12 protein-coding genes are annotated in these 24697 nt (G+C 71.8%); 5 read left to right on the plus strand and 7 right to left on the minus strand.

What is annotated here, in order from left to right; translation table 11 throughout:
- Both ACGFYV_RS03865 and ACGFYV_RS03870 read left to right on the plus strand, forming a co-directional pair.
- Window positions 1-1047 carry an amidohydrolase family protein gene (locus tag ACGFYV_RS03865; protein WP_393876715.1) on the plus strand — a complete coding sequence of 349 codons (1047 nt, stop codon included), beginning with the start codon at window positions 1-3 and terminating at the stop codon, window positions 1045-1047.
- The gene (locus ACGFYV_RS03870; protein ID WP_393876716.1) at window positions 1044-2555 is read left to right on the plus strand and encodes an NAD(P)/FAD-dependent oxidoreductase; all 1512 of its coding nucleotides are present in this window, start codon (window positions 1044-1046) and stop codon (window positions 2553-2555) included. Before ACGFYV_RS03865 ends, ACGFYV_RS03870 begins: the two co-directional genes overlap by 4 nt.
- 111 nt (window positions 2556-2666) lie before the next feature.
- Here ACGFYV_RS03870 and ACGFYV_RS03875 read toward each other — a convergent pair whose 3' ends face one another.
- The 5 genes from ACGFYV_RS03875 to ACGFYV_RS03895 all read right to left on the minus strand — a co-directional run bounded on the left by ACGFYV_RS03875 (window position 2667) and on the right by ACGFYV_RS03895 (window position 17769).
- Window positions 2667-7796 carry an amino acid adenylation domain-containing protein gene (locus ACGFYV_RS03875; RefSeq protein WP_393876717.1) on the minus strand — a complete coding sequence of 1710 codons (5130 nt, stop codon included), beginning with the start codon at window positions 7794-7796 and terminating at the stop codon, window positions 2667-2669.
- Between the two features lie 125 nt (window positions 7797-7921).
- Window positions 7922-8872 (minus strand): NADP-dependent oxidoreductase, encoded by a 951-nt coding sequence (locus ACGFYV_RS03880; RefSeq protein ID WP_393876745.1) that lies wholly within the window; start codon window positions 8870-8872, stop codon window positions 7922-7924.
- A gap of 35 nt (window positions 8873-8907) precedes the next feature.
- A complete protein-coding gene (locus ACGFYV_RS03885; protein ID WP_393876718.1) occupies window positions 8908-10287 on the minus strand; it encodes a condensation domain-containing protein in 1380 nt (459 codons plus the stop codon).
- Window positions 10284-15599, minus strand: coding sequence for an amino acid adenylation domain-containing protein (locus ACGFYV_RS03890; RefSeq protein WP_393876719.1), 5316 nt, complete (start codon window positions 15597-15599; stop codon window positions 10284-10286). The genes ACGFYV_RS03885 and ACGFYV_RS03890 overlap by 4 nt, the downstream gene beginning before the upstream one ends.
- 229 nt (window positions 15600-15828) lie before the next feature.
- Entirely contained in the window at window positions 15829-17769 is a 1941-nt protein-coding gene (locus ACGFYV_RS03895) for a copper-translocating P-type ATPase (RefSeq protein WP_393876720.1), read from the minus strand.
- A gap of 39 nt (window positions 17770-17808) precedes the next feature.
- Between ACGFYV_RS03895 and ACGFYV_RS03900 the strand changes: the two genes are divergently transcribed.
- On the plus strand, window positions 17809-18072 hold the full coding sequence (locus ACGFYV_RS03900; protein ID WP_393876721.1) for a hypothetical protein: 264 nt from the start codon (window positions 17809-17811) through the stop codon (window positions 18070-18072).
- A gap of 349 nt (window positions 18073-18421) precedes the next feature.
- Window positions 18422-19453, plus strand: coding sequence for a helix-turn-helix domain-containing protein (locus ACGFYV_RS03905; RefSeq protein WP_393876722.1), 1032 nt, complete (start codon window positions 18422-18424; stop codon window positions 19451-19453).
- Window positions 19454-19533: 80 nt separating this feature from the next.
- Here ACGFYV_RS03905 and ACGFYV_RS03910 read toward each other — a convergent pair whose 3' ends face one another.
- Window positions 19534-20316 carry an ABC transporter ATP-binding protein gene (locus tag ACGFYV_RS03910; protein ID WP_393876723.1) on the minus strand — a complete coding sequence of 261 codons (783 nt, stop codon included), beginning with the start codon at window positions 20314-20316 and terminating at the stop codon, window positions 19534-19536.
- A gap of 209 nt (window positions 20317-20525) precedes the next feature.
- Here ACGFYV_RS03910 and ACGFYV_RS03915 point away from each other — a divergent pair, with 209 nt between their 5' ends.
- A complete protein-coding gene (locus ACGFYV_RS03915; RefSeq protein WP_393876724.1) occupies window positions 20526-21797 on the plus strand; it encodes an acetyl-CoA C-acetyltransferase in 1272 nt (423 codons plus the stop codon).
- 292 nt (window positions 21798-22089) lie between these two features.
- On the opposite strand, the gene ACGFYV_RS03920 is transcribed toward ACGFYV_RS03915, so the two are convergent.
- A partial coding sequence (locus ACGFYV_RS03920; RefSeq protein ID WP_393876725.1) for a hypothetical protein occupies window positions 22090-24697 on the minus strand: 2608 nt, incomplete at its 5' end.

Below are 24697 nucleotides of genomic sequence, written 5' to 3' on the forward strand. Positions count from 1 at the left end.
ATGCTGCGGCACAGCAATCGCGGTCCTTCCACCGGTGACGCCCGCACCGGCGGGCTGATCGACGTCCACGCGCACTGCCTGCCGAAGAGCTATCTCGATGCCGCGCGGGCCACGGGCCTGAGCGTGTTCGACGGCGGTTTCCCCATTCCGCGCTGGGACGCGGACGAAGCGGTGGCCTTCATGGACCGTGCGGGGATCGACTTCCAGCTGCTCTCGCTCGCCTCTCCGCCCGTGCACACGCTGGCGGACGGAGCCCAGGCGGACGCACTGGCGGCCTGCGCCAACGAGGAGATCGCCGCCATCGTCGCCGAGCGGCCCGAGCGGTTCGGCTCCACCGCCGTGCTCCCGCTGCCGAACGTCGAGGGGGCGCTGAAGGCCATCGAGTACTGCTTCGGTGAACTCGGTGTGAGCGCGGTGACCCTGTTCACCCACTACGCCGGTGTCTATCTGGGTGACCCGATGTTCGAGCCGGTCTTCGCGGCCCTGGCCGACTGGGAGGCCGTGGTCCTCCTCCATCCCACCTCGCCGGTGTGCTGGGAGGCGACCACGCTCGGCCGCCCCTCCCCGGTGCTGGAGTTCCCCCTCGACACGACCCGGGCGGTGACCAACCTCCTGTACAGCGGAACCCTGCAGCGCTACCCGGGACTTCGCGTGGTCGTGCCGCACGCCGGCGCGGCCATACCGGCCCTGGCATGGCGGCTGGCCAGCTTCGCCGGGGACATGCCGATGCCCGGCCGGGCGCCGGGCCTGTCACCTCAGGGGATCCTGGACCAGATCGGGTCGCTCTACTACGACGTCGCGCTCAGCGGCAACGAACCCGCCCTCGCCGCCCTGCTGTCCGTCACCGACCCGGGGCACCTGCTGTACGGCAGCGACTACCCCTTCGCTCCCGAACCCGCGGTGGCCGCCAACACCGACGGCCTCTTCGCCTCCGAGCATCTGGACGTGGCCGCGCTGGAAGGCGTGATGCGCACCAACGCCGTCACGCTGCTGGACCCTCCGCTGTCGTCCGTCCGTCACCAGCGTCTTCTGGGAGAAGCCTCATGACACGCCCGTACAACGTCCTCGTGGTCGGTGGAGGTCCGGCGGGTTCCGTGACCGCGACCCTGCTGGCGCAGCACGGGATGAACGTACGACTGCTGGAATCGGCGCGTTTCCCCCGCTACCACATCGGCGAGTCCCTGACACCGGCCACCCGGCAGGTGCTGGAGCTGATCGGGGCGGCGGAGCTGCTGGACGCGGGCGGGTACCAGGTCAAGCGCGGCGGGGTGTTCCACTGGGGGTCCGACAACTGGACCATCGACTGGAGCAAGCTGTTCGGTGACAGCGTCCGGACGTGGCAGGTGGACCGCGCCGAGTTCGACGCGCTGCTGCTGGCCAACGCCGCCGCGAAGGGCGTCGAGGTCCGCGAGCAGGTGGCCGCGAAGTCCGTCGAGTTCGACGAGACCGGACGGCCGACGGCGGTCACCTGCGTGCCCGAGAACGGTGACCCCTATGTCCTGAACGACTTCGACTTCCTCATCGACGCCTCCGGGCGTGCCGGTCTGCTCAGCGTCCGCCACCTGCGCAACAGGCAGCAGCACAGCCTCTTCCGGAACGTGGCGCTGTGGGGCTACTGGAAGGGGGCGCGGCTGCTGCCCGGCAGCCCCGAGGGCGGCGTGAACGTCGTCTCGTCGCCGCAGGGCTGGTACTGGGTCATTCCGCTGCACGGCGGCCGCATGAGCGTCGGCCTGGTGACGCACAAGGACCTCTTCGCCGAGCGCCGTCGTGCCGCCGGCTCGCTCGACGAGCTGTACCACTCCGTCATCCAGGAGTCGGACACCGTACGCGACCTGCTCTCCGGAGCCGAGCAGATGGACGAGGTGCGCGCCGAGACCGACTACTCCTACGTGGCCGACCGCTTCTGCGGACCGGGCTACATGCTCATCGGCGACTCGGCGTGCTTCCTGGACCCGCTGCTGTCCACGGGGGTGCATCTCGCGCTCCACGGGGCCCTGGTGGGGGCTGCCTCGCTCCTGTCCGCGCACCGCGGCGAGGTGTCCGAGGCGGAGGGCCTGAGCTTCTTCGAGGCCTCCTACAGGCGCGCCTACACCCGCATGCTGGCGCTCGTGAGCAGCATGTACGAGAGCTACCACGGCATGAACGACTTCTTCTGGACCGCTCACCGGCTGGCCCGCCCCGACGCGGGTTCCGCACCCGGCGGCGACGGCCCGGCCTCGTTCGGTTCGGCCGACTTCGGGGAGATCATCGCGGGGATGTCGGACCTGCGTGAGGTGAGGGACGCGACCACGCGGGTGACCGCCGCGACCCTCACGGCGGAAGCCGACCGTGTGGAGGAGGAGTTGCACACCCGCGCCGGCCAGCGGCCCGCCTTCGACGCCCTGCGGGCCACGCCGCAGAGTGACGCGGCCCTGCTGGGTCTCCGTCTGGTGAGCGAGCCGGCCCTCGGGCTGGTGCGCGTCCCGGTGGACGACGACGACCACGAACCGGCGCCGGACGCCGTCGTCCCCGCGCAGGCCTCCCGCGCTCGCGCCGTCCACGACAAGATGAGCTGACGAGGCTGTTCACAGGGGCTGATCACGTCCCCTGATCACACCCCCTGATCACACCCGAGCGGGCTCCCTCGCGACACCGTCGCGAGGGAGCCCGCTCGTCTGCGCGGATGGTCACCTGCGGACCCTGGTGATGGTGTCCTCCTCGGGCGGCGTCGCCTCGACGGCGGCGGCGAGTTCGGCGACGGTCGGGCCGAGCAGCACCGTCGCGAGGCCGATCGGCCGGCCGGTCGTGGCCGAGATACGGGAGACCAGGCGCATCGCCTGCAGCGAGTGCATGCCGAGGTCGTACAGGTTCTCGTGGATGCCGGGCCGCACGCCGCACACGTCGGTGACCGCCTGCGCGATCACCTCCTCCCACGGGGTGCGGGGCGCCTCGTACTCGGTGCGCGGGAGCGGCGCCTTGCTCAGCGCCGGCACGTCCACCTTGCCGTTGGCGTTGAGCGGGAAGCTGTCGTACGGCACCACGACGCTCGGCACGAGATGGCGGGGCAGCACCTCGGCGAGCGCGCGCCGGATGTCCGCGCCGGTACGCGTGCTGAGGACATGGCCCACCAGCTTGTGCTCGTCACGGTCGACGAGGACGACGGCGTCACGGACCTGGGGGAGCGACAGGAGCGCGGCCCGCACTTCGGCGGGCTCGACCCGGAATCCGCGGATCTTGACCTGCGTGTCGCCCCGTCCGGCGAAGTCCAGCACCCCGCCGTCGAGCCAGCGTCCCCTGTCGCCCGTGCGGTAGAGGGTTCCGTCGTCGAAGGGGTTCGGTACGAACCGGTTGCCCGGTCGTGTGTAACCGCGTGCCACCCCCACGCCGCCTATGCAGATCTCTCCGACCGCGCCCGGCGGGAGCAGCCGCAGCTGCTCGTCGAGTACGTACACCGAGGTGTTCGCCGTCGGCCGGCCGATGGGGAGACCCGGTCCGGCGTCCGCCGGCCAGTCCTCCAGCGACATCACGGTGGCGTAGATGGTGGTCTCGGTCGGTCCGTACCCGTTCGTCACATGACGCACGCCCCGCTCCCGCATCGCCGCGACGGCCTCGGGCGCGATGATGTCGCCGCCGCTGGCGACGCGCCGCATGCCGTCGAACGCGTCCGGGTACGCCATGGCCAGTTCGTTGAAGACGGCTGCGGACAGGAAGGCCCGGGTGACCTCCTCCCTCTTCAACTCGTCCGCCACGTCGGCGAGATGCCAGGGACGAGGCAGGACGCGCGCGGTCGCACCGTGCACGAGGGGGCTCCACATCTCCTGCACGGACAGGTCGAAGGAGGGGGATGCCACGGCGAGGACGGTGTCGTCCTGGGCGGTGACGCCGGTCACCTCGTCGTCGAACGCCCGTGACGCCACAGAGCGATGCTCGATGATCACGCCCTTGGGCACCCCGCTGCTTCCGGAGGTGTACAGGATGTAGCCCGCGTCGGAGGCCTCGCCGCGCGGCAGTTCTTCCCCGGCGGCGTCGGCGGGCGCGTCCTCGATGTCCTCCACCACCACGGTGCGGGCGTGCTCGGGTGCGTCGCAGGCCAGGGCCGCCGCCGTCAGCATCGTCGTCGCGCCGCAGTCGGCCATCAGCGCCGCCGCGCGGGCCGGCGGATCCGCCGGGTCCAGCGGCAGACAGGCCGCGCCCGACCTGATCACGCCGAGGTGCGCGACGACCATCTCCGGGGCGTGCGGGACCCGCACCCCGACCACGTCGCCACGGCCCACTCCGAGGCCGCGCAGATGCCGGGCGATCCTCGCCGAAGCGGCGTCCAGCTGCGCGTAGTTCAGCTGCGTCGGACCGTCGAGGGCCAGCGCCTCGGGCGTCTCACGGACCCAGCGGGCCACGAGATCCGGCAGCCATGAGGAGGGGGGCTCGGTGGTACGGCCGCGCCCCCACGTGAGCAGGTCCGACCGGGTGGCCCCGTCGAGCAGGTCGAGCTGGGAGACCGGGGTGTCCGGCGCGTCCAGGAGGGAGCGCAGGAGTGTCTCGTACGCGGTGAGCATGTGCGCGCAGAAGAACTCGTCGAACATGTCGGTGTCGAACTCCCAGGCGAGCGTGATGCCTTCCAGCGCGGTGCGCGCGCTGGGCAGCACGGGCTCGGTGGAGCGCGGGATGGTCACCAGGTCGCCGCCGAGCTGGGAGATGCGACCGGGTTGGGCGTAACGCGGCACCCCGACCACGGAGATGTCGAACTTCGCCGACCCGTTGCCGAGCCCCTCGACGATGCTCGTCTCCAGCGGCGTCGGGCGCAGGGCGCCCAGCGGGGAGTCGTGGAAGTTGAACATAGCCTGCACCAGGGGGCGCGCCCCGTCTCCGCGGGCGGCCTGGGACTCGGCGAAGATCAGGTCGTACGGGAGTTCCTGGTGGTCGTACACGGCGTGGGAGCGCTCACGGATCCGGTCCAGGAACTCGACGAAGGTGGGGTCGCCGTCGAACCGGCCGCGGAACACCACGTTGTTGACGAACATGCCGAGCAGGTTCTCGGTCTGCTGCCAGCGCCGGTCCGCGACCGCCGACCCCACGAGGAGGTCGCGGGAGCCCGTGTAGGTGTGCAGCAGGACGAAGAACGCGGCCAGCAAGGTGTTGTAGAGGGTGGTCCCGCACTGTTCGGCCAGGTCCGCGAGGCGCTGGGACGTCATCGCGTCGATGTCCAGTCGCGGTGTGCGCCCCAGGAACCGGGTGGCGGGCGCCTGGGTGCGGCGGGGCAGCCGGAGCACGGTCTCGGCTCCGTCCAACTCCGCGCGCCAGAAAGCCCGTTGCGCGTCCGCCTCCGGGGAGGAGAGCCACTCCTGTTGCCAGCGTGTGTAGTCGTAGTAGCTCACGGCCGGCGCGGCACGGCTGATCGTGCCGTGTTCGAGGTGCTCGGAGTAGCCGTCGAGGAGATCACGTACGAACACGCGGAACGACCAGCCGTCGTGGACCACATGGTGCTCGATGTGGACGAAGACGTGCTCCTCGTCCCCGAGACGCAGCAGCCCCCAGCGGAACGGCGGGGCGTGCTCCAGGTCGAAGGGTGCCTCCAGCAGTTCGCGTACGGCCGTGCCGACGGCCGCCGACGGGTCGGCGCTGCCCGTCAGGTCCCGTATGTCCAGCCTGACCGGCCATGGTTCGTCGATCACGCAGGTCAGCTCGCCGTCGATCACGGGGAACCGGCTGCGCAGCACGTCCTGGGTCCGCACGATCTCGGTGAGGCTCGCCTCAAGGGACTCGATGGACAGTTCACCGGCCAGCCGGAACACGGACTGCGAGTGGTAGGCGCGCGAGTCCGGGTTCAGGCCGTGCATCAGCCACACGCGCCGCTGCCCGTACGACGGCTGCGGCGGGCCGTCGCCGCCGGGCCGGGGGCCCGTGTCGCCTGCCGTGCTGCCGATCCGCGCGGCGATCGCCGCCGGTGAGCGGCCCTCCAGGACGCTCCGTACGGCGACCTCGGCCCCCAGCCTGGTCCGCAGCCGGGCGACGAGTTGCGCGGCCAGCAGCGAGTTGCCGCCCAGCTCGAACAAGTCGTCGTCCACGTCGATCCGTTCCTCCGGGATGCCGAGCAACTCGGAGGCGACCTCGACCACACAGGCCTCGGTGTCGTCGCGTGGCCCCTGCACGCTGCGGGCGGCGTTCCCCGGCCGGGGCAGCGCGGCCCGGTCCACCTTCCCGCTGACCGTGAGCGGCCAGTGGCCGACCACGACCACCTGGTCGGGCACCAGGTACCCGGGCAGTTCGCGGGCGAGGGCCGCCCGCAGTGCCGCCGGGTCCACGTCGCCGATCACATAGCCGAGCAGCCGCGCCTCGCCGGTGTGACCGGCGCCGTGACCGGCGCCGTGATCGCCGGGGCGATCGACCACCGCGAGGGCGTCGCGCACCCCGGGCTGTGCCGCGAGCGCGGCCTCCACCTGGCCGAGTTCGATGCGCACCCCGCGCACCTTCACCTGGTCGTCCGCGCGGCCGAGGAACTCGATCGTGCCGTCAGGGAGGAGCCGGCCGAGATCACCACTGCGGTAGACGCGGCCGACGCCCGGGAGTTCGACGAACCGCCGGGCCGTCAGTTCCGGGTCGCCCAGATAGCCGCGGCCGACGCCCGCGCCGCCGATGCAGATCTCCCCCACCGCGCCGGCCGGCACCGGCTCCAGGTGCTCGTCCAGCAGGACGACGGAGTATCCGGGGACCGGCCGTCCGATGGGGACGCGCGTGCTCTCTGCGCCGGTCGCCGTGTACACGGTCGCGCAGATCGTCGTCTCGGTGGGCCCGTATCCGTTGATGAACCGGTGATGCGGGGCCCACTGCCGCGCGGTCTCGGGCAGGCAGACGTCCCCCATGCTCACCAGCACCTGGAGGTCGGGGAACCCACCCGGTCGCAGCGTGCGCAGCACCGCCGCCGACACCACCGCGTGCGTGACGCCCCGGGTGACGAGGAGGTCCGCGAGCGTGTCACCGGACAGTTCCTTCTCGCCCGGTACGACGAGGCGGGCGCCGTTCGCCAGGGCCAGCAGAATGTCGAACGTGGCGGCGTCGAAGGCCGGGTGGCCGAACTGGAGCACCCGCGAGCGCGCCGAGATCGTGCCGAGGGAGGCGCGCTGCGCCCGCACGAGATTCGCCAGCCCGCCGTGCTCGATCATGACCAGCTTCGGCACGCCCGTCGACCCGGACGTGGCGATGACGTACGCGAGATCCCCGGGACCGTTCGGATCCCCACTGGAACCAACGGCCCCGGCCACCTCGCGCGGGCCGGCGGGCGCGGGTGCTTCGCTCAAGTCGATGGCGGCCAAGGGTTCGTGCAGGTGAGGGAGACCGGGGACGGGCTTGCCAAGGCCGAGAACGGCTCCTGCCCGGCGTGTGGCGTCCGTGAGCCATGTTTCGGGGTGCGTGGGTGACAGGGGCAGATAGGCGGCGCCGGCGCGCCACGTGGCGAGGGCGGCCACGACGAACTCCACGCCCCGGTCGAAGACGAGGGCGACGATGTCGCCCTTGCCGACGCCCGCGTCCACCAGCGCCGTGGCGAGGGCGTCGACCCTCGCCCCCAGCTCGCCGTAACTGACCTCGGTAGTGCTGTCGTACACCGCCGGCGCCGTGGGCGAGTGTGCGCACCGCCTGGCGACGCTTTCCCCGACCGACTCCCAGGGACCCGGCTCGTCGGGAGCCGTGTCGGTCGTGTCGGCCCTGCTCGGCGGTGCGGGTACCGGCCGGGTCACGGCCCAGGGGGAGTGGCCACGAAGGCTGTCGAGGAGGGTGTCGTACTCGGAACCAGAAGACAGCCGGCGCTGTCGGGAGTCGGCCATGCCCGCAGGGTAGGCGGTTACCCGTGGGCGGCACGAGTCACGGGTGCCGCAAACCGGCACTCTCGACCCTCGGTTGTGCACCTACGTGCCCTACGCGCGCTTTGAGCCACGAGCGGCCGACCGCCTCACGAGGCCCGACGGTCCGGATCCACCGCCAGTACGATCTTGCCCGAAGTCCGCCCGGTCTCCCCCAGGGCGTGTGCCCTGGGCGCCTCGGAGAGCGGGAACACCGCCTCGACGTGGGGGCGCAGCCGGCCGGCCTCGACCAGGTCGGCGATGGCCCGCATACCGAAGTGGTCGGACTCGACGAGCATGGTCTCCACGCGCACGCCCGCCGCGCGTGCCTTGGACGCCTCGTCGGGGTCGTTTCCGGGCAGCAGCGAGACGAGGATGCCACCCGGGCGCAGAACGTCGAGCGAACGTGTCCGGGTGTCCCCCGCGACCGGGTCCAGGACCATGTCGATGTCCTTCGCGCAGTCCCTGAAGTCGGTGGTGCGGTAGTCGATCACCTCGTCGGCGCCGACGAACCGGACGAAGCCGTGCTTCGGGGCGCTCGCGGTCCCGATGACATGGGCACCGCGCGCCTTGGCCAGCTGCACGGCCAGGTGCCCCACGCCCCCGGCCGCCGCGTGGATCAGGACCCGCTGGCCGCCCTGGACCCCGGCCGTGTCGACGATCGCCTGGTACGCGGTGAGTGCGGCCAGCGGCAGTGCGGCGGCCTCGACGTGTCCGATCCGTAACGGCTTGCGGGCGAAGGAGCGGGCCGGGCCGGTGACGAATTCGGCGTGCGAGCCGACCCCCTGCGGATACGGCAGCATCCCGAAGACGTCGTCGCCGGGCTTGAAGAGCGTCACGCCCAGGCCCACCTCCTCGACGACTCCCGAGACGTCCCAGCCGAGGACGAGCGGCAGCCGGTTCAGGAACAGGCCCGCCGACCGGTGTTTCCAGTCGCTCGGGTTGAGTCCGGCCGCTCGTACGGCCACCAGGATCTGCCCGGGCCCGGGTACCGGCCGGGGCAGATCGATCTCGCGCAGCACTTCGGGTCCGCCGTAGGCGTTCTGCCCGATCACGCGCATCACAGGGGTGTTCATGGCGCCAGCCTCGGGTCCTGCTACGAGGCCCCGCCACCGCCGGGGCGTTTTGTTGCCCGAAAGGACACCGTTGTGGGCACGACGTCCAAGTGCCGTTCATGTCGTTCGGACACGTCGTGGAGCACGGCCTCGTAGGCGTCGAGGAGCGCGCTGATCTCCGCGTCCGGATGGTGGGCGCGGTCGTACTCCGCCCGGATCTCGCAGCTGCCGTCGGACGCTTCCCGTGCCCTGATGGTGAGGGCGAATCTGGCCGTGTCGGGGTCGGGCCGCTCGACGATCTCGCAGCCGTCGAGTTCCAGTGTGCCGAGGCTGCCCGCGGGGTGGTGGGCGAACACGGCCGGGAGCGAGAAGGTGCCGTCGTCCGACTCGGGCAGACCCGTGGCCGCGGCGACCAGGTGCAGGGGCAGCTCGCGGTGGCTGTAGGTGGCCGCCCGCGCCTGGGCGACGCGCTCGGCCAGGGCGCCGAAGTCGCGGGCGTCCCGCAGGTCGACGGGCAGCACCGTGAGGGTGACGAAGAACCCCAGGGCACGCTCGATCTCGGGCCGGTCCCGGTTCGCGACGGCCAGGCCCAGCAGGACGCGGTCCTGGCCGCTGTCCCGGGTCAGGGCGAGCGCACAGCCGGCCGCGAGGACCGAGAACATGGACTGGGCCCGCCGCCGGGCCAGGGCGCGCAGCGCGTCCATCCGGTCCGCGCTCACGGTCCGCACGTGGCTTTTGGCCCGTCCCGGTGGCCAGGCCGCTGAAGGAGCGTGCTCACCCGGACGTGTCTCACCCGGATGTACGCCGTCCTTCGCCGGACGCGCATCGCTCGCGTCCGGAGGCGAGTCGCGCGGGGCCGGCACCGGGTAGCCGTCGAGCGCGGCACGCCACCACTCTTCGAGTTCCCGGATCCGCTCGGGACCCAGCCGGCCGTTCTGCCAGGCCGCATAGTCCACGTACTGCACGGGCAGGGCGGGGAGTTCGGGTGCCTTGCCGTGGCGGGCGGCGCGGTAGCAGGCCGAGAGATCGGCGAAGAACACGTCCATGGACCAGCCGTCGGCCGCCAACAGGTGCAGGAACACGGTGACTTCGTACCGAAGGTCGCCGAGTTCACGGACCGCGAGGCGCAGGAGCGGGCCCTGCGTCAGGTCGTAGGCGCGCGGTTCGGGCGCCGTGGAGACGATGTCGAGCGGGGCGGGCAGGTGGGGGCGTATGCGCTGGACGGGCCCCTCCAGGAACACGGTGCGCAGGGGTTCGTGGCGTTCGACGACCATGTCGACCGCCGTCCGGAGCGCCTCCAGGTCCAGCGGCCCCGTCACCACGAACGTCCGCTGGGTGCTCTGCCGGTGCCCGCTGGGGTCCTTGCGGTGCATGTCCCAGACGGTGCGTTGTGCGGCGGACAGCGGGAAGGAGGTCGTCATCTGGCCACTCTCGCGATCGTGCTGACGTCGACCGCGGCCGGCGTCCTGTCCGTCAGCTCCCCCGGCGTCCCCGGCATCCCCGCCTTCCCCGACTCCCCCAGTTCTTCGGCGAGTTCGGCGACGGTCGGCCGGGTGAGGAGGAGTTCGAGGCCGACGACGTGGCCCAGCGCGACGGAGACGCGGTGGGACAGCCGCATGGCCTGCAGAGAGTGCATGCCCATACGGAACAGATTGTCATGCACGCCCGGCCGGATGCCACACACCTCGGTGACCAGGTGCACCAGGAGTGTCTCGAGGTCGTTGGACGGCTCGGTCCGCGGCTCCTCCCGTACGGGCGCCAGGGGAAGCGCGCGCACGTCCACCTTGCCGCCGGAGGTGAGAGGGAAGTGCCGGTGCGTCATGATCACGCTGGGTACGAGGTGATCCGGCAGGCGCTCGGCCAGCGCCATGCGGACGTCCGCGCCCTCGCGTTCGGTCAGCACATGGGCCACGAGCCGGTCCGCCGCCCCGTCCGCGACGACGACCGCGTCACGGACTCCGGGCAGGCGCAGGAGCCCGGTGCGCACCTCGGCGGGTTCGACGCGGAAGCCGCGGATCTTGACCTGTTCGTCGCTTCGCCCGAGGTATTCGAGGCAGCCGTCGGCGAGCCACCGGCCGCGGTCGCCGGTCCGGTACAACCGGCCGGGCGCGTACGGGTTGCCGGTGAACCCCTCGTGAAACTCCTCGTGAAGCTGTTCTTCACCCCCTTCCTCGAACCGCTTCTCGGCCCCCTCCGCCGCGCCCACGTATCCGCGCGCGACCACGGGACCGCCGACACAGATCTCCCCGCTGACGCCCGGGGGGACCAGGTTTCCCTGCCGGTCCAGCACGTAGAGCAGGCTGTTGGGCAGGGGGCGGCCGATGGGGACCCGGGGCCGGTCCGCGGCTGCCCGCCACCCGGTCAGCGGCATGCCGGTGACGACGACGGTCGTCTCCGTGGGCCCGTAGGCGTCGTACACGCGGGGGATCCCGGTGCTTCCCAGCGCCTCGGCCAGTGCGGGTGGCACCACGTCACCGCCGGTGACGAGGCACGTGAGCGGGGAATCGGTCAGCGCGTGCGGGAACTCGGTGAGCAGTTCGTCCAGCACCGCGACGGACAGCATCGCGTGACTCACGCCCGGAGCGGCCAGTGCGCGGGCGAGGCCGGCCATGTCCCAGGTCGCGGGCAGGAAGCGTACGGCCGCGCCGTGGACGAGCGGGCCCCACAGTTCCAGCACGAAGGGGTCGACGGCGACGGAGGACGCCGAGAGCATGACGTCGCCGGGCCGGAACGCGTTCATGCCGTCGTCCCAGACGCGCGCGGCGACCGAGGAGTGCGGGACGACGACGCCCTTGGGTGTGCCGCTGCTCCCGGAGGTGTACAGGACGTAGCAGGCGTCCTCGGCCTTGCCGCGGGGCAGTTCGACGGCCACGTCCGGCACGGTGTCCAGGACCACGCGGGACATACCCTGCGGTATGCCGCCGGCCAGGTCGGCAGTAGTGACGACGACGTCCGCACCGCAGTCGGCCATCAGGTCGGCGAGCCGGTGGGGCGGGGTCGAGGGGTCGAGCGGCAGCGAGGCGGCGCCGGTCTTCATCACCGCGAGGAGGGTCACGGCGATGTCGGGGCCGCGGGGAAGCCACACGGCCACCACGTCGCCGCGCCCGACTCCGCGCGTGCACAGGTGGCGGGCCACGCGGTCGGCCTGCTCGGCCAGTTCGGCGTACGTGAGCGGCTTCGGGCCGTCCACGGCCGTCGCGTCCGGGGTGCCGCGGACCCAGCGGTCGATCAGGTCGGGCACCCGTGCGGCCGGTGGCTCGGACCGTGGGCCGACCGCCAGGTCGAGCAGTCGGCTCCGGGTGCGGGAGTCGACCAGGGGCAGGCGGGACACCGGTGTCCCGGGCTCGTCCAGGAGTGATCGCAGGAGGGTGTCGAAGGCCGCCGGCATGTGGTCGGTGAAGAAGGTGTCGAAGAGGTCCGAGTCGGTCTCCCAGGCGAGCGTGATGCCGGTGAGCGCGGAACGGTCGCTGGGCGCGACGGGCGTGCTCGACGCGGGGATCGACACGAGGGCGCCGGGGAGTTGGGAGACGCGTCCGGGCTGTGCGTACCTGGGTGTCGCCACCACGGACAGGTCCACCTTGGCCGATCCGTTGCTCACACCTTCCAGGACGGTGACGTCGAGCGGGTTCGACCGCAGCGGCCCGAGGGGTGCGTCGTGGAAGCTGAACGCCGTCTGGATCAAAGGGCGGGCGCCGTCGCCGTGTACGCCGGGAGACTCCTCGAACACCGCGTCGTAGGGAAGTTCTTGGTGGTCGGCCATGGCGAGGCCCCGTCGGTGGATCTGCCGCAGGAAGTCCTCGAACGTCGGGTCGCCGGCGAAGTCGCCGCGGAACACCACCGTGTTGACGAACATGCCGACGGTGTCCTCCGTCTGCCGCCACCGCCGGTTCGCCACGGCCGAGCCCACCAGCAGGTCACGGGCACCGCTGTAGCGGTGGAGCAGGACGAAGAAGGCCGCCAGGAGCACGGTGAACAGGGACACACCGGCGCGGTCGGCCAGTTCGGCGATCCGTCGGGACAGTTCGCCGTCCAGTTCCCGCCGCGCAAGGCGCCCGCGGAAGCTGGAGGCGAGTGCTTCCGTGCGCCGGGGCAGAGGCAGTACGGTCGGGGCGCCTTCGAGTTCGGCCCGCCAGAACGCGCGCTGTACGTCGGCCTCGTGCGACCCGAGCCACTCCTCCTGCCATCGCGCGTAGTCGTAGTAGCCCACCGAGGGGATCTCCGCGCTGATCGCTCCGGTCGCGAGGTGCTCCGCGTAGCCGTCGAGCAGGTCGCGCAGGAGGACGCGGAAGGACCAGCCGTCGTGGATCACGTGATGCTCGACGTGGACGAGGAGGTGTTCCCGGCTGCCGAGGCGCAGGAGGGTCCACCGGAAGGGCCTTTCGGTGGCGAGGTCGAACGGCGCCTCGGCCAGCTCGCGTACGACGTCGGCGACGGCCGCGTCCTGGTCGTCCGACGTGCTGAGGTCGCGCACGTCCAGCACGACCCGCCAGGGTTCGTCCAGTACGCAGGTCAGCTCGCCGTCCCGCTCCGGGAACCGGCTGCGCAGGACGTCGTGCCGGCGCACCAGATCGGTGAGACTCGCCTCCAGGGACGCGCGGTCGAGCGTCCCGGCGAGGCGGAGCACCGCCTGCGCGTGGTAGGCGCGTGCCTGCGGCCTCAGCCGGTGCAGCAGCCAGACGCGCCGCTGCCCGGCCGACGGCCGCGGCGCGGCGTCGGTGGGCCGCGGTCCCGGTCCGGCGGCCACGCTCGCCCGGCCGAGTTCGGCCGCGACGGCGGCGACCGTGCGTCCGGACAGGACGGTCCGCAGGGGGACTTCGGCGCGCAGCCGGGACCGCAGCCGGGCCACTAGCTGTGCGGCGAACAGGGAGTTGCCGCCCAGTTTGAAAAGGTCGTCGTGCACGCCGGTCACGCGCGTGCCGAGCAGTTCGGAGGCGATCTCGGCCACGGCTCGCTCGGCGTCGCCGGACGGGGCGGCCTGGGCGTCGGGGATGGCCTGGGCGTCGAGGGCGTCCGGGGCGCAAGTGGTGGGCCGGGGAAGGGCGTTGCGGTCGACCTTGCCGCTGGAGGTCAGGGGCCAGTGGTCGACCACGACGATCCGGTCGGGCACCAGGTAGGACGGCAGGACGTCCGCGAGACCGGCCCGCAGGGCCTCGGAGGTGCCGGCGGTGACGGCGTCGGCGTCGATGCCCGTGCCCGTGTCGGTGCCGGTTTCGGTTTCAGTTTCGGTTTCGGTTTCGGTGAGGACGTAGGCGAGCAGCCGGGGTTCGCCTCGTCGGTCGATCACGGCCACCGCGTCGCGTACGCCGGGCAGGGCGATGAGCGCGGACTCCACATGGCCGAGTTCGACGCGCGCCCCGCGCACCTTCACCTGGTCGTCCAGCCTGCCAAGGAACTCGATGGTGCCGTCTTCGAGCCTGCGCCCCAGATCGCCGCTGCGGTACAGGCGTCCGCCCGACGGGCCCACGACGAATCGCCGCGCGGTCAGCTCCGGCCGGCCCAGGTACCCTCGGCCCACGCCCGCCCCGCCGATGCAGATCTCGCCCGCGACGCCCGTCGGTAGTTCCCGCAACTCCTCGTCCAGGATGTGGACTTCGCATCCGGTGAGCGGACGTCCGATCGGGACGCGGGAACGGTCCGCGCCGTCGGCGGTGTACATCGTGGTGCACACGGTCGCCTCCGTGGGGCCGTACCCGTTGACGAAGCGGTAATGAGCGCTCCAGGCGCGGGCGGTCTCCGGCAGGCACACGTCCCCGACGCTCGCGATCATGCGCAGGTCGGGGTACCCGCCGGGGCGCAGCGTGCGCAGGACGGCGGCGGGCAGGAGGGCATGCGTGACGCGCCGCCGGGTCAGCACGTCCTCCAGTGGTTCGCCGGACCAGCCCGGACCGGGCGGGCACTCCAGCCGGCCGCCGTTCGTCAGCGCCAGGACCGTCTCGACCAGAAAGCCGTCGAACACGGGCTGGGCGTACTGGAGGACCCTCGCGCCGTCCGGCACCCCGCCCAGGTGGTCGCGCAGCGCCGTCACCAGGTTGGCCGGACCACGATGCTCGATCATGACGAGCTTGGGCGTCCCGGTGGATCCCGACGTGGCGATCACGTACGCGAGGTCGCCGGGTGCGTTCCGGCCGGCCGGCGGCGCTCCGCCTTCGCGCACGTCGTCGCGGACGCCATCACGGACGCCGTCGCGGGCTCCGTCGCGGACTTCGTCGTACGCGTCGTCCCAGTGCGGGAAGCCGGGGATGGGCTTTCCGGCCACCAGTGCGACGCCCGCCGGTCGCGCCACCCGGCTCAGCCACGCGGGCGGGTGTGCCGGCGACAGGGGGAGGAAGGCGGCACCGGCCCGCCACACGGCGAGCAGCCGGACCACGAAGTCCGTACCCGCGTCCATCACCAGGGCGACGATGTCGCCCTTGCCGATGCCTCGTCGTACGAGCGTCGCGGCGAGCGCGTCGGCCCGCTGGTCGAGTGCGCCGTAGGTGATGTCGGTGAGGCCGTCCGACAGGGCGGTGTGGAACGGTCTGTCGGAACACCAACGGGAGATCACGGCGTCGAGGGACGCCCACTCCCCCGGCGCCTCGGGGCCGGTCGTGACCGCCCGCTCCAGCGCGACGCCGCGCCGCGTTCGCGTCCACCGCGTCTGTTCGCGCAGACGCCCGAGAATGCCGTCGTAGTCGTTTCCGTCCGACGGCGGGACGCGGTCGGACGGGGGTTCCACGGGTGCAACGGCGGTCATGAGCCCTCCAGGCATCGGCACGAGCCGTGTCCGGGGGCGACACGGCAACGGGCGGCGATTTCGGAGAGTAGATCCACGCCGAGGAGATGTGTCCAGCCAATTCGCGCGTGCACCCCTTCGGGCACAGCGGTGTCCCTTCGGGGCGGTGCGCGCCTGGCGTACCACGCGACGCGCGCCCGCGCCGGGCCGGCCGGAGCGCCTGGTGGAGAGGTGGTCCGGCCGGCTCGCGTCACTGACCTTCGGGGCGGAGGTCGAGGCGGCGCAGCAACTGCGCGTTGATCGCGACGACGATGGTCGAGGCCGACATCAGCAGTGCGCCGACGGCCGGGCTCAGCACGACTCCGGCCCAGGCGAGGGCGCCGGCGGCCAGCGGCAGGGTCACCACGTTGTAGCCGGCCGCCCAGGCCAGGTTCTGGATCATCTTCCGGTACGACGCCCGCGACAGCGTGACGACGGCCCGCACCCCGCGCACGTCGGACGAGGCCAGCACCACCCCGGCGGACTCGATGGCCACATCGGTGCCCGCGCCGATCGCGATGCCCACGTCGGCCCGTGCCAGCGCGGGCGCGTCGTTCACGCCGTCACCCACCATCGCCACGGTGAGCCCGCGCTCCTGGAGGCGCGCCACCGCGCTGTCCTTCTCGGACGGCAGGACCTCGGCGTAGACCTCGTCGACGTCCGGGCGGAAGCCCAGGGACTGTGCCACCTTCGTCGCGACGGACTTCGCGTCCCCGGTGATCATCACGATCCGGATGTCGTCACCGCGCAGCCGCTCCAGCAGCGTCCGCGCCTCCTCGCGCACGGCGTCCTCCAGTTCGAACGCGGCCAGTGCGACCGGGCGCGGCTGCGCGTCCAGGTCCAGCAGATGCAGTACGGCGCCGCCGTCCCGCTCCCAGGCCTCGGTCGCCGTACGGATCTCCTCGGGGATCTCCGCCTTCGTCTCCCGCAGCAGTCCCGGTCCTCCGACGGCGTACCAGGTGCCGTCCACCTGAGCGCGCACGCCACGGCCCGGGAGCGGCTCGAACTGCTGCGCCGCGAGCGGGGCGTCGGACGCCGCGGTGAGCGCCTTGGCCAGGGGATGCTCGCTGTCCGCCTCGATCCCCGCGGCCAGCGCCAGCGCCTTCTCCTCCGTGACGCCGGGGGCGACGGCATGGCCGGTGACCGTGGGGGTGCCCTTCGTCAGGGTGCCCGTCTTGTCGAAGAGGATGGCGTCCACGGTGCGCATGCGCTCCAGGGCCAGCCGGTCCTTGACGAGGATGCCCGCCTTGGCCGCCACCGCGGTCGACAGCGCGATGACCAGCGGGATGGCCAGCCCCAGGGCGTGCGGGCAGGCGATGACGAGCACCGTGACCGTACGCACCACCGCTTCCCGCACGTCACCGGTGAGCCACCAGGCGACGAAGGTGACGAGCGCGGTTCCGGTGGCGACGTAGAAGAGCGCCCCGGCGAACCGGTCCGCGAGGACCTGGGCCCTTCCCCGGGACTTCTGCGCCTCCTCCACGAGCCGGCTGATCCCGGCCAGCGCCGTGTCCTCCCCGACCGCCTCGACCCGCACGCGCAGCACCGAGTCGGTGGCGACGGTACCGGCCACTACGCGGTCCCCCACGGCGCGCGCCACGGCACGGGACTCCCCTGTGATCATGGACTCGTCCACCTCGGCCCGGCCGTCGACGACCGTCCCGTCGGCCGGCACCCGGCCGCCCGGCCGCACGAGGACCTGGTCGCCGACGCGCAGCTCCGACACCGGGACCTGGCCGGTCCCCTCCGCACGGACCACCTCGGCCGTGTCCGGAAGGAGCGCGGCGAGCGCCGACAGCGCGCCCTGTGCCTGGCCGATGGCCTTGGTCTCCTGCCAGTGCCCCAGCAGCATGATCGTGACCAGGGTGGCCAGTTCCCACCAGAAGTCCAGGTCGAACAGGCCCACGGTGGTGGCGAGCGAGGCCACGTAGGCGACCACGATGGCCATGGAGATCAGCAGCATCATCCCGGGGGTCCGCCCCCGGATCTCCGCGACCGCGCCGGAAAGGAACGGCAGCCCGCCGTACAGGAACACGGCCGAACCGAGCAGGGGTGCGACGAGCGAGTCGCCCGGCAGCGTCAGGTCGTAGCCGAACCAGCTCTGGAACATCGGGCTCGCCACGACGAGCGGGAGGGCGAGTACGAGGCTCACCCAGAAGCGCCGCCGGAAGACCTCGGGATCGTGGCCGGCGTGCTGGTCGTGACCGCCGTGCTGATCGTGGCCACCGTGCTGAGCGTGACCGGCGTGCTGGTCGTGGCCACCGTGCTGCTGACGGTGTTCGTGACCCTCGTGGCCCTCGTGACCCTCGTGGCCTTCGTGACCCTCGTGGCCTTCGTGGCCTTCGTGGCTCTCATGGTCCGTGTGGTTCTCGTGGTGCGAGGAGCCATGGGCGGCATGCGGGTCCGTGTGCCGCACGGGCGGATCAGCTTGGGCGGCCGGTTCCGTGGGAGGTGAAGGTTGCCCGTGATGCCCGGTGTGACTCATCGATCTGCTCCTTGGAACGGGCCGGCCAGGCCGGCGAGCCGACGTCGTCGTCCGCTGCTTCGGTTGTCCGCCTGGCTGCGGCTTGCACGGTGCCGTCGGCGCGGGGCGGCGGCCGACGGTACCTGACAGCGAATCTAGACACCGGTTCCGGCGCAGCGGTGACTACGCGTGCAGACCCTCTTTTCCCGGGGCGCACTGCCCGTCGCCGGTTGCCCCTCTCCGCAGAATTTTTGCCCCAACCTGCAGAACCAGTGCTCTCGGCTGTTCCGTGGTGAATCTTCTCTTTAGGGTGCGCAGCAGAGCGATGCAGGAGGTTCCGATGACGACGACGAAGTGGGGAACGTCGACTCTCCCCGTGGGAGATCGCGCTGACGCCCTGCGTCAGACCATCAGAGATCAGGTGGTCCCCGTCGAGCTGGTGCTTCCCAAGGACCCTGATCGAGTGTTCGCGGACGTGGCCCTCACCAACGTGGGCCCCATACAGCTCAGCCGTGTCCAGGCGAATCCCGCCACGGTACACCGGACACCGCGGCTCGCGAAGGCCGACTGGGAACCGGTGCTGTTCATCAGTCTGCAGGTGTCGGGCGAGAGTTCGGTCATCCAGGACGGCAGGCACGCGGTCCTGAATCCCGGCGACATCGCCTTCTACGACACCAGGCGCCCGTACACGCTGTTGTTCGACCAGGGCGTCGACATGCATTTCTTCCGGATTCCCCTGAAGGACATCGCGCTTCCCGACGCGGCGGTCGGGCAGTTGACCGCGCGCACGCTGGGGGCCGACGGTTCCATATCCGGCCTGACCGCGAGTTACCTGTCCCAGCTGGCCGGAAGCCCGCACCTGACAACCGGGTCCGCGGCAAGCCACCTGGCCGTCCCGAGCCTGGAGCTGATACGTTCCGTCATCGCTGCGGAGACGGAACGGCCGGCGCTGGCGGCGGGTCCGCTGAACGAGACCCTCGGCGTGCGCATCGTGGAGTACATGCGGGCCCACCTGGCGGATCACGACCTCTCGCCCGCCTCGGTGGCCGCCGCCCATCACATCTCGGTCCGCTACCTCTACTCCATTCTCGCCCGCTGCGACATCGGCTTCGGCGAATGGGTTCGGACCCACCGTCTTGACGCCACTCGCCGGGAACTGTCCCGGCATCCACCGAGCGCCGACACGGTGTCGTCCATCGCGCGCCGTTGGGGCTTCAAGTCGGCGTCCCACTTCAGCCGTGCGTTCAAGGACGCCTACGGCGTGTCGCCGCAGATGTGGCGTTCGGCGCACATCCTGTCCGCCCAGGGCGGGTCCGCGGGCCAGTCGTCCCCGGCGCCCGACGACGGGGCCGCCGGCGACCCGACGGCGTGAGGCGGGAGCGGCTCCTCGCTTTCTGCACTTCTGCACTCCTGCCTTCCTGGCTTCCTGACCCCCCAGCCTCTTGACTTCTCCTAACCTCTCAGCCGGAGCACGCCGGCGACCCCCGTCCGGGTCGGCCGGCCGTCCTCCCTCCACGTGTCGCCGATACGGGTGTCATCGGTCACCCGCCCGTCGAAGAGGCTGACGACACGGTCGGCACCGCTCGCCAGTCCGGCGTCGTGCGTCACGGTCACGATGGTCTGGCCTCGTTGGTGCAGGCGGGACAAGAGGCGCTGGATCTCACGGGAGGCCCGCCCGCCGAGCGTGCCCGTCGGTTCGTCGGCGAGGAGGATCGCGGGGTCGTTGACCAGGGCTCGCGCCAGCGCGGCCCGTTGCCGTTCACCTCCGGAGAGTTCACCGGGCATGGACCGTTCGCGCCCTTCGAGCCCCAGCTCGGTGACGAGAGTGGCCCGACGCTCCTGGGCGGCGCGGGGAGGAGCACCGGCCAGGAGCGCGGGCAGTTCGATGTTGTCGGCCACGGTCATGTGCGAGACCAGGTTGCAGAACTGGAGCATGACGCCGATCCGGCGTCGGCGCAGGACCGACCACCGCGCCGCGCCGCACCGCTCGACACGCTGCCCGTCCAGCCACAACCGCCCGCTGTCCGGCCGCTGCAGGCCCCCGATGAGGTGCAGCAGGGTGGACTTGCCGGCACCCGAGGGGCCGGTCAGGGCCACGAACTCGCCCTGGCGCACCGTCAGGTCCACACCGCGGACCGCGTACGTCGGCAGCCCGGCGCCGTGGTATGTCTTCGACAGTCCCTCGGCGCGCACGACCGCCTCGCAGGGCGACGGAACCGGACAGGCGGCGCTCATACCAGCTCCTTCGTTCTCGGCGATCGGCGCGAACACTCACCCACGGCTTGCGGGGACTTGGCCGACATATGGTGAAGCATGCTGACCTCGGCGTCGTTCAGCAGTCCCCGGGGGACGCCGGTGCACTTCGGGCTCCAGGTTCCGGCCGAAGGGGCAGGGGGCGGACCGGGCCGCCGAACGGCAACCCGTTCCCCGGCCATCCTCTGGGCATGTTCTCTTCCGGGCTCCAGAAGGTCGCCGTACTGGGTGGTGTGCGCACCCCTTTCGCCCGCGCTCGAGGGACGTACGCCACCGACACCAACCGAGCGTTGCTCACCGCCGCGCTCGACGGGCTCGCCGCCCGGTTCGACCTGGCCGGAGAGCGTGTGGACGAGGTCGTCGCCGGCGCGGTGGTCAAGCACAGCAGCGACTTCAATCTGACGCGGGAATGCGTGCTGGACTCGTGCCTCGACCCGACCACCCCCGCCCACGACGTACAGCAGGCCTGTGCGACCGGTCTGCAGGCGGTCGTCACGGCCGCTGCCAAGATCGCGGTGGGAGCGACGGAGAGTGCCGTCGCGGGCGGTACGGACACGATGAGCGATGTCCCGATGGCGCTAGGCGCGGGTCTGCGCCGCGCGCTGACCGAGGCTCGCTTCTCGCGCGGTGTCTCCGGTCGTGTCCGAGCGCTCTCCCGGTTACGCCCTCGGGACTTCGCGCCCACGGTCGTCCACCCCGACACCCGCACCGGGCACTCGATGGGAGAGCACGTGGCGGTCTCGGCCCGCCTGTGGGGCATCGGACGCGAGGAGCAGGACGAGCTGACGCTGACGAGTCACAGGCGGCTGGCCGCCGCCTACCGCAGCGGGTTCATGGAGGACCTCATCGTCCCGTACCGGGGACTGACCGTGGACGAGGTTCTGCGCCCTGATACATCGATGGAACAACTCGCCCGCCTGAAGCCGGTGTTCGGCCGTGCGGAGCCGAACGCGACGATGACGGCGGGCAACTCCACGCCGCTGACCGACGGCGCTGCCACGGTTCTCCTGGCGAACGACGCCTGGGCACGTGCACGGGGGCTCGCTCCCCTGGCGTACCTGACGGCCTTCGACTCGGCGGCGGTCGACTACGCGGGGCAGCCCGAGGATCCGCTCGAGGGCATGATGATGGGCCCCGCACACGTCGTTCCACGGCTGCTGCGCCGAGTGGGGCTGGGCATCGAGGACTTCGACTTCATCGAGGTCCACGAGGCCTTCGCCGCCCACGTGCTGGCCGTGCTGGCGGCGTGGGAGAAGGCCGGTCTGGCACCGGTGCCCCGCGAGCGGCTGAACGTGGCCGGTTCCTCGCTGGCCACGGGTCATCCCTTCGCCGCGACCGGCGTGCGCATCGTCTCCACACTGGCCAAGCTCCTCGCCGAACGGGACGGCCGCCGCGGCCTGTTGTGTCTCGGAGCGGCCGGAGGACTGGGCATGGCCGCGATCCTGGAACGTCCGCCGTCCTGACGGCGCCGGCCCTGCGGAACGTCCTCCCGTGCGGAACGTCCTCCCATGCGGACCGTGCCTCTGACGGCCGGCATCCACACTCCGGACCGAGTCGCCCAGGTGGAAGAGGCCGGCAGCAGGACCCTGTGCAGCCCGCTCGGTACGCTCTCGTCCCGGGCCGGGCGGGCTGTGCCGCGAGCGCATGCTGCGGGAGCCGCCGCCGTCGCGCCCGTCGGTGGCGGAAGCCGAGGCGGCATCCGCCACCGAGGACCTCAGGTCCGCGGAGAGCACCTCACGGCTCGAACGGTCGCCCTCACCCTTCGGGGTGTCCGGCCGTGGCCGGCCGGAAGGTGAGCCAGGTTCCCTCGTTCCCCTTCGGTCCCGTGCGGACGTTCAAGAGGACCGAAACCTCGGCGGACGGCGCGTACACCGTGCGACCAGTGGTGTCCGCCAGGCGCTGGGCCGTCTGCCACTCCGGAACGCGGAACTCACCGCCGGTCCGGCAGGACACCAGGACGATCGGCGCGTCGGCGGGCCGCTGACTCAGGCTGGGCCGGCGCTTGAGCATGGCCCCCAGCTGACCTGCGTCCACCCGAGCCACATTGTCCGGGTTGTCGCGGCTGCGGGGCAGCTCGACAAAATGATCCCAGCCGTGGGCGACCAGGAAATAGGGCCGGGCGTTCGGTGAGTCCGTGACCCAGGGCAGGGGGCGTTCCGTCCCCGGGATCGGGACGTTGTGCCCTGACTCATCCTTGCGTTGCTGCCTGTAGGTGGTCCGCCTGCCCAGGCTCGCGAAGCCCCGCTCCATATCGGCCATGTCGTCGTCCGCGAGGAAGGCCCGGCCCAGCGACTCGTGGCTGCTGTCCGTCACCGTCTCGTTCACGAAGGACCCGTCCATCAGCACCCCGCCGTTGAGCAGGCTGACCATGCCGGACTCCGGGAGGACCGTGGCACGTTCTGCGGGCGTGTGCGCGCCCAGGTCGTCGGGCCGACTGAGAATCCAGCGGCCGACCGGACGCGAGCGGTCCGCGGGAACGGCCGTCTCCATGATGGAGCGGCTCGATCCTGGGGCGGCCACCAGGCGCAGGCTGCCGGAAAAGCTCCACACCGGCCGACCGGTCCGGGCGGCGACGAGCCGCGGCATCTCCAGCCCACCGCTGCCGCTGTGCTCGGCAAGCAGCACGATCGGCACGTCGGCTCGCAGACGAGTCACCTCCGGGTGGGCGGCGAGGAAGTCCGCGACCTCGTTCGGTCTCATCAGGGCACTGCCCTTATCGGTAAGCACGTTCAAGCCCCTGGGCGAGCCGCCCGCCACCACGAAGTACGGGGCACGGGCCAGGAGGTAAGGGGTCCACCACGGAGCATGTTCTGTATCGCTGCGCCCCGCCACCCCGTTTACTTCCTGACGCGTGATGCGGAAACGCCAGGCATCCACCTTGGCCAGAGGTGCCTGATCCCGGAGCTCAGGGGAGCGTAGGTCGAGGCCGGCGGGACTGCCGTACTCCGTGACCACCTGCGCGCGCGGTACTGGCGCCGAGCGGTGGGAAAGGCGGCCCGACTGCCGCGAGACCTGGGCGGGCCCGGCCCCGGACGGCGTCACGCGGTCCTCGCCACGGCGCGACGACAAGGACCGGAACCCGCTGTCGTCGGCCTCCTGACCGACGTCTCGCACACCGTGCCCGCGTACCGTCTCGCCGCGGCGGGAGGCGGAGAGCTCGGCGTTGAGATCGGTTCGGGGGTCGCCGGGCAGCAGGCTGCCCCGCTGCTCGTGCCCCGCGTCGTCCTCAGCGGCAGGCTGTTCTTCGTCGGGCTCGGCGGCAGGGTGTTCTTCGTCGGGCTCGGCCGTCGGATCCGTCGGGTCCGGCGTGACCGGCGTGACCGGCCCCTGGACCGTCGGTCCCGGAGGCTGCTGCGGGGAGCCGGGGTCACCGTCACCGCCGTCGTCCGGGCCACCCTCCGCGTCGGTCCTCGTCCACTGTCCATCGCCGAGCACGAAGACCCGTCCTACGCCGTGCGGGTCGGTGTGCAGGCGCGACGGCGACGCGGAGTACCACACGGGTTGTCCCGTCTGCGCCGCCAGATGATGGGCGAGGTCCTCGCGCACGACCGCGTTCCCCTCGGCGATCAGCACGAGCGCCGGGACCGGGTCCCGCCTGCTCTGCCCGAGCTGGACCGCGATGAGCTCGGCCGCCTGGTCCGGCGCGAACGGCTCCACCGGCTGGCCGGCATCGGACAGCAGCGCGTTCTCACCGTCGGTCTCCAGGGCCACGAGGCGTACGGAGTCGCCGGACCAGGGCGCCGGCGCGCGGGACGCAACGCGTCCCGCGTACCTCCAGACGTCGTCCGGCTCCACGCGGATGATCCTGGAACCCCGGCCAGGAGTCCGCAGATCCATGAGGGCCTCGGCGTCCAGCTGGGGCTGTTCCTGCGGTTCGACGGCGTCCGTTGCGTCAGTGGCGTCGGATTCTCGCCTGGCCGGCCGGGACTCGTCCTGCGGATCGCTGACAACCGGTCCCCACGCAGCCGGACTCGTCCGCCCCTGAGGTTCAGGCACGTCCGATCCCCACACAGCCGGACCGGTCCGCTCCTGGGGTTCGGGGGCGTCCGGTTCCCGGACGTCCGCACGGGTCCGCTCCTGGGGTTCGGGGACGTCCGGTTCCCGGACGTCCGCACGGGTCCTGGGCAGTGGCGGGGGCTTCATGGTCCAGCCGCCCGGCATGGCATCGTCGTCGTCTTCCTCGTCCAGCCGCCCCGGTGCCTCCGCGCCCACGATCGGCTCGTCGATGACCTGGGGCGTCGATCGAGTGAGATCAGGGACTCGTTCCGTCGGCACGAACAGGGTGAGGGCCTCACTCTGCACCGTGACCTGAACACCACGGCGCGTGCCGTTGCTCTGCTCAAGACCGATGTTCCAGCGGACA

It is taken from the genome of Streptomyces sp. NPDC048297 (assembly GCF_043201585.1).
Taxonomy (GTDB): Bacteria; Actinomycetota; Actinomycetes; order Streptomycetales; family Streptomycetaceae; genus Streptomyces.

Bases quoted from the DNA above. Each gene is read 5' to 3' on its own strand.
- ACGFYV_RS03865 (WP_393876715.1), top strand. From the start codon at position 1: ATGCTGCGGCACAGCAATCGCGGTCCTTCCACCGGTGACGCCCGCACC.
- ACGFYV_RS03870 (WP_393876716.1), top strand. From the start codon at position 1,044: ATGACACGCCCGTACAACGTCCTCGTGGTCGGTGGAGGTCCGGCGGGT.
- ACGFYV_RS03875 (WP_393876717.1), bottom strand. From the start codon at position 7,796: ATGGCCGACTCCCGACAGCGCCGGCTGTCTTCTGGTTCCGAGTACGAC.
- ACGFYV_RS03880 (WP_393876745.1), bottom strand. From the start codon at position 8,872: ATGCGCGTGATCGGGCAGAACGCCTACGGCGGACCCGAAGTGCTGCGC.
- ACGFYV_RS03885 (WP_393876718.1), bottom strand. From the start codon at position 10,287: ATGACGACCTCCTTCCCGCTGTCCGCCGCACAACGCACCGTCTGGGAC.
- ACGFYV_RS03890 (WP_393876719.1), bottom strand. From the start codon at position 15,599: ATGACCGCCGTTGCACCCGTGGAACCCCCGTCCGACCGCGTCCCGCCG.
- ACGFYV_RS03905 (WP_393876722.1), top strand. From the start codon at position 18,422: ATGACGACGACGAAGTGGGGAACGTCGACTCTCCCCGTGGGAGATCGC.
- ACGFYV_RS03910 (WP_393876723.1), bottom strand. From the start codon at position 20,316: ATGAGCGCCGCCTGTCCGGTTCCGTCGCCCTGCGAGGCGGTCGTGCGC.
- ACGFYV_RS03915 (WP_393876724.1), top strand. From the start codon at position 20,526: ATGTTCTCTTCCGGGCTCCAGAAGGTCGCCGTACTGGGTGGTGTGCGC.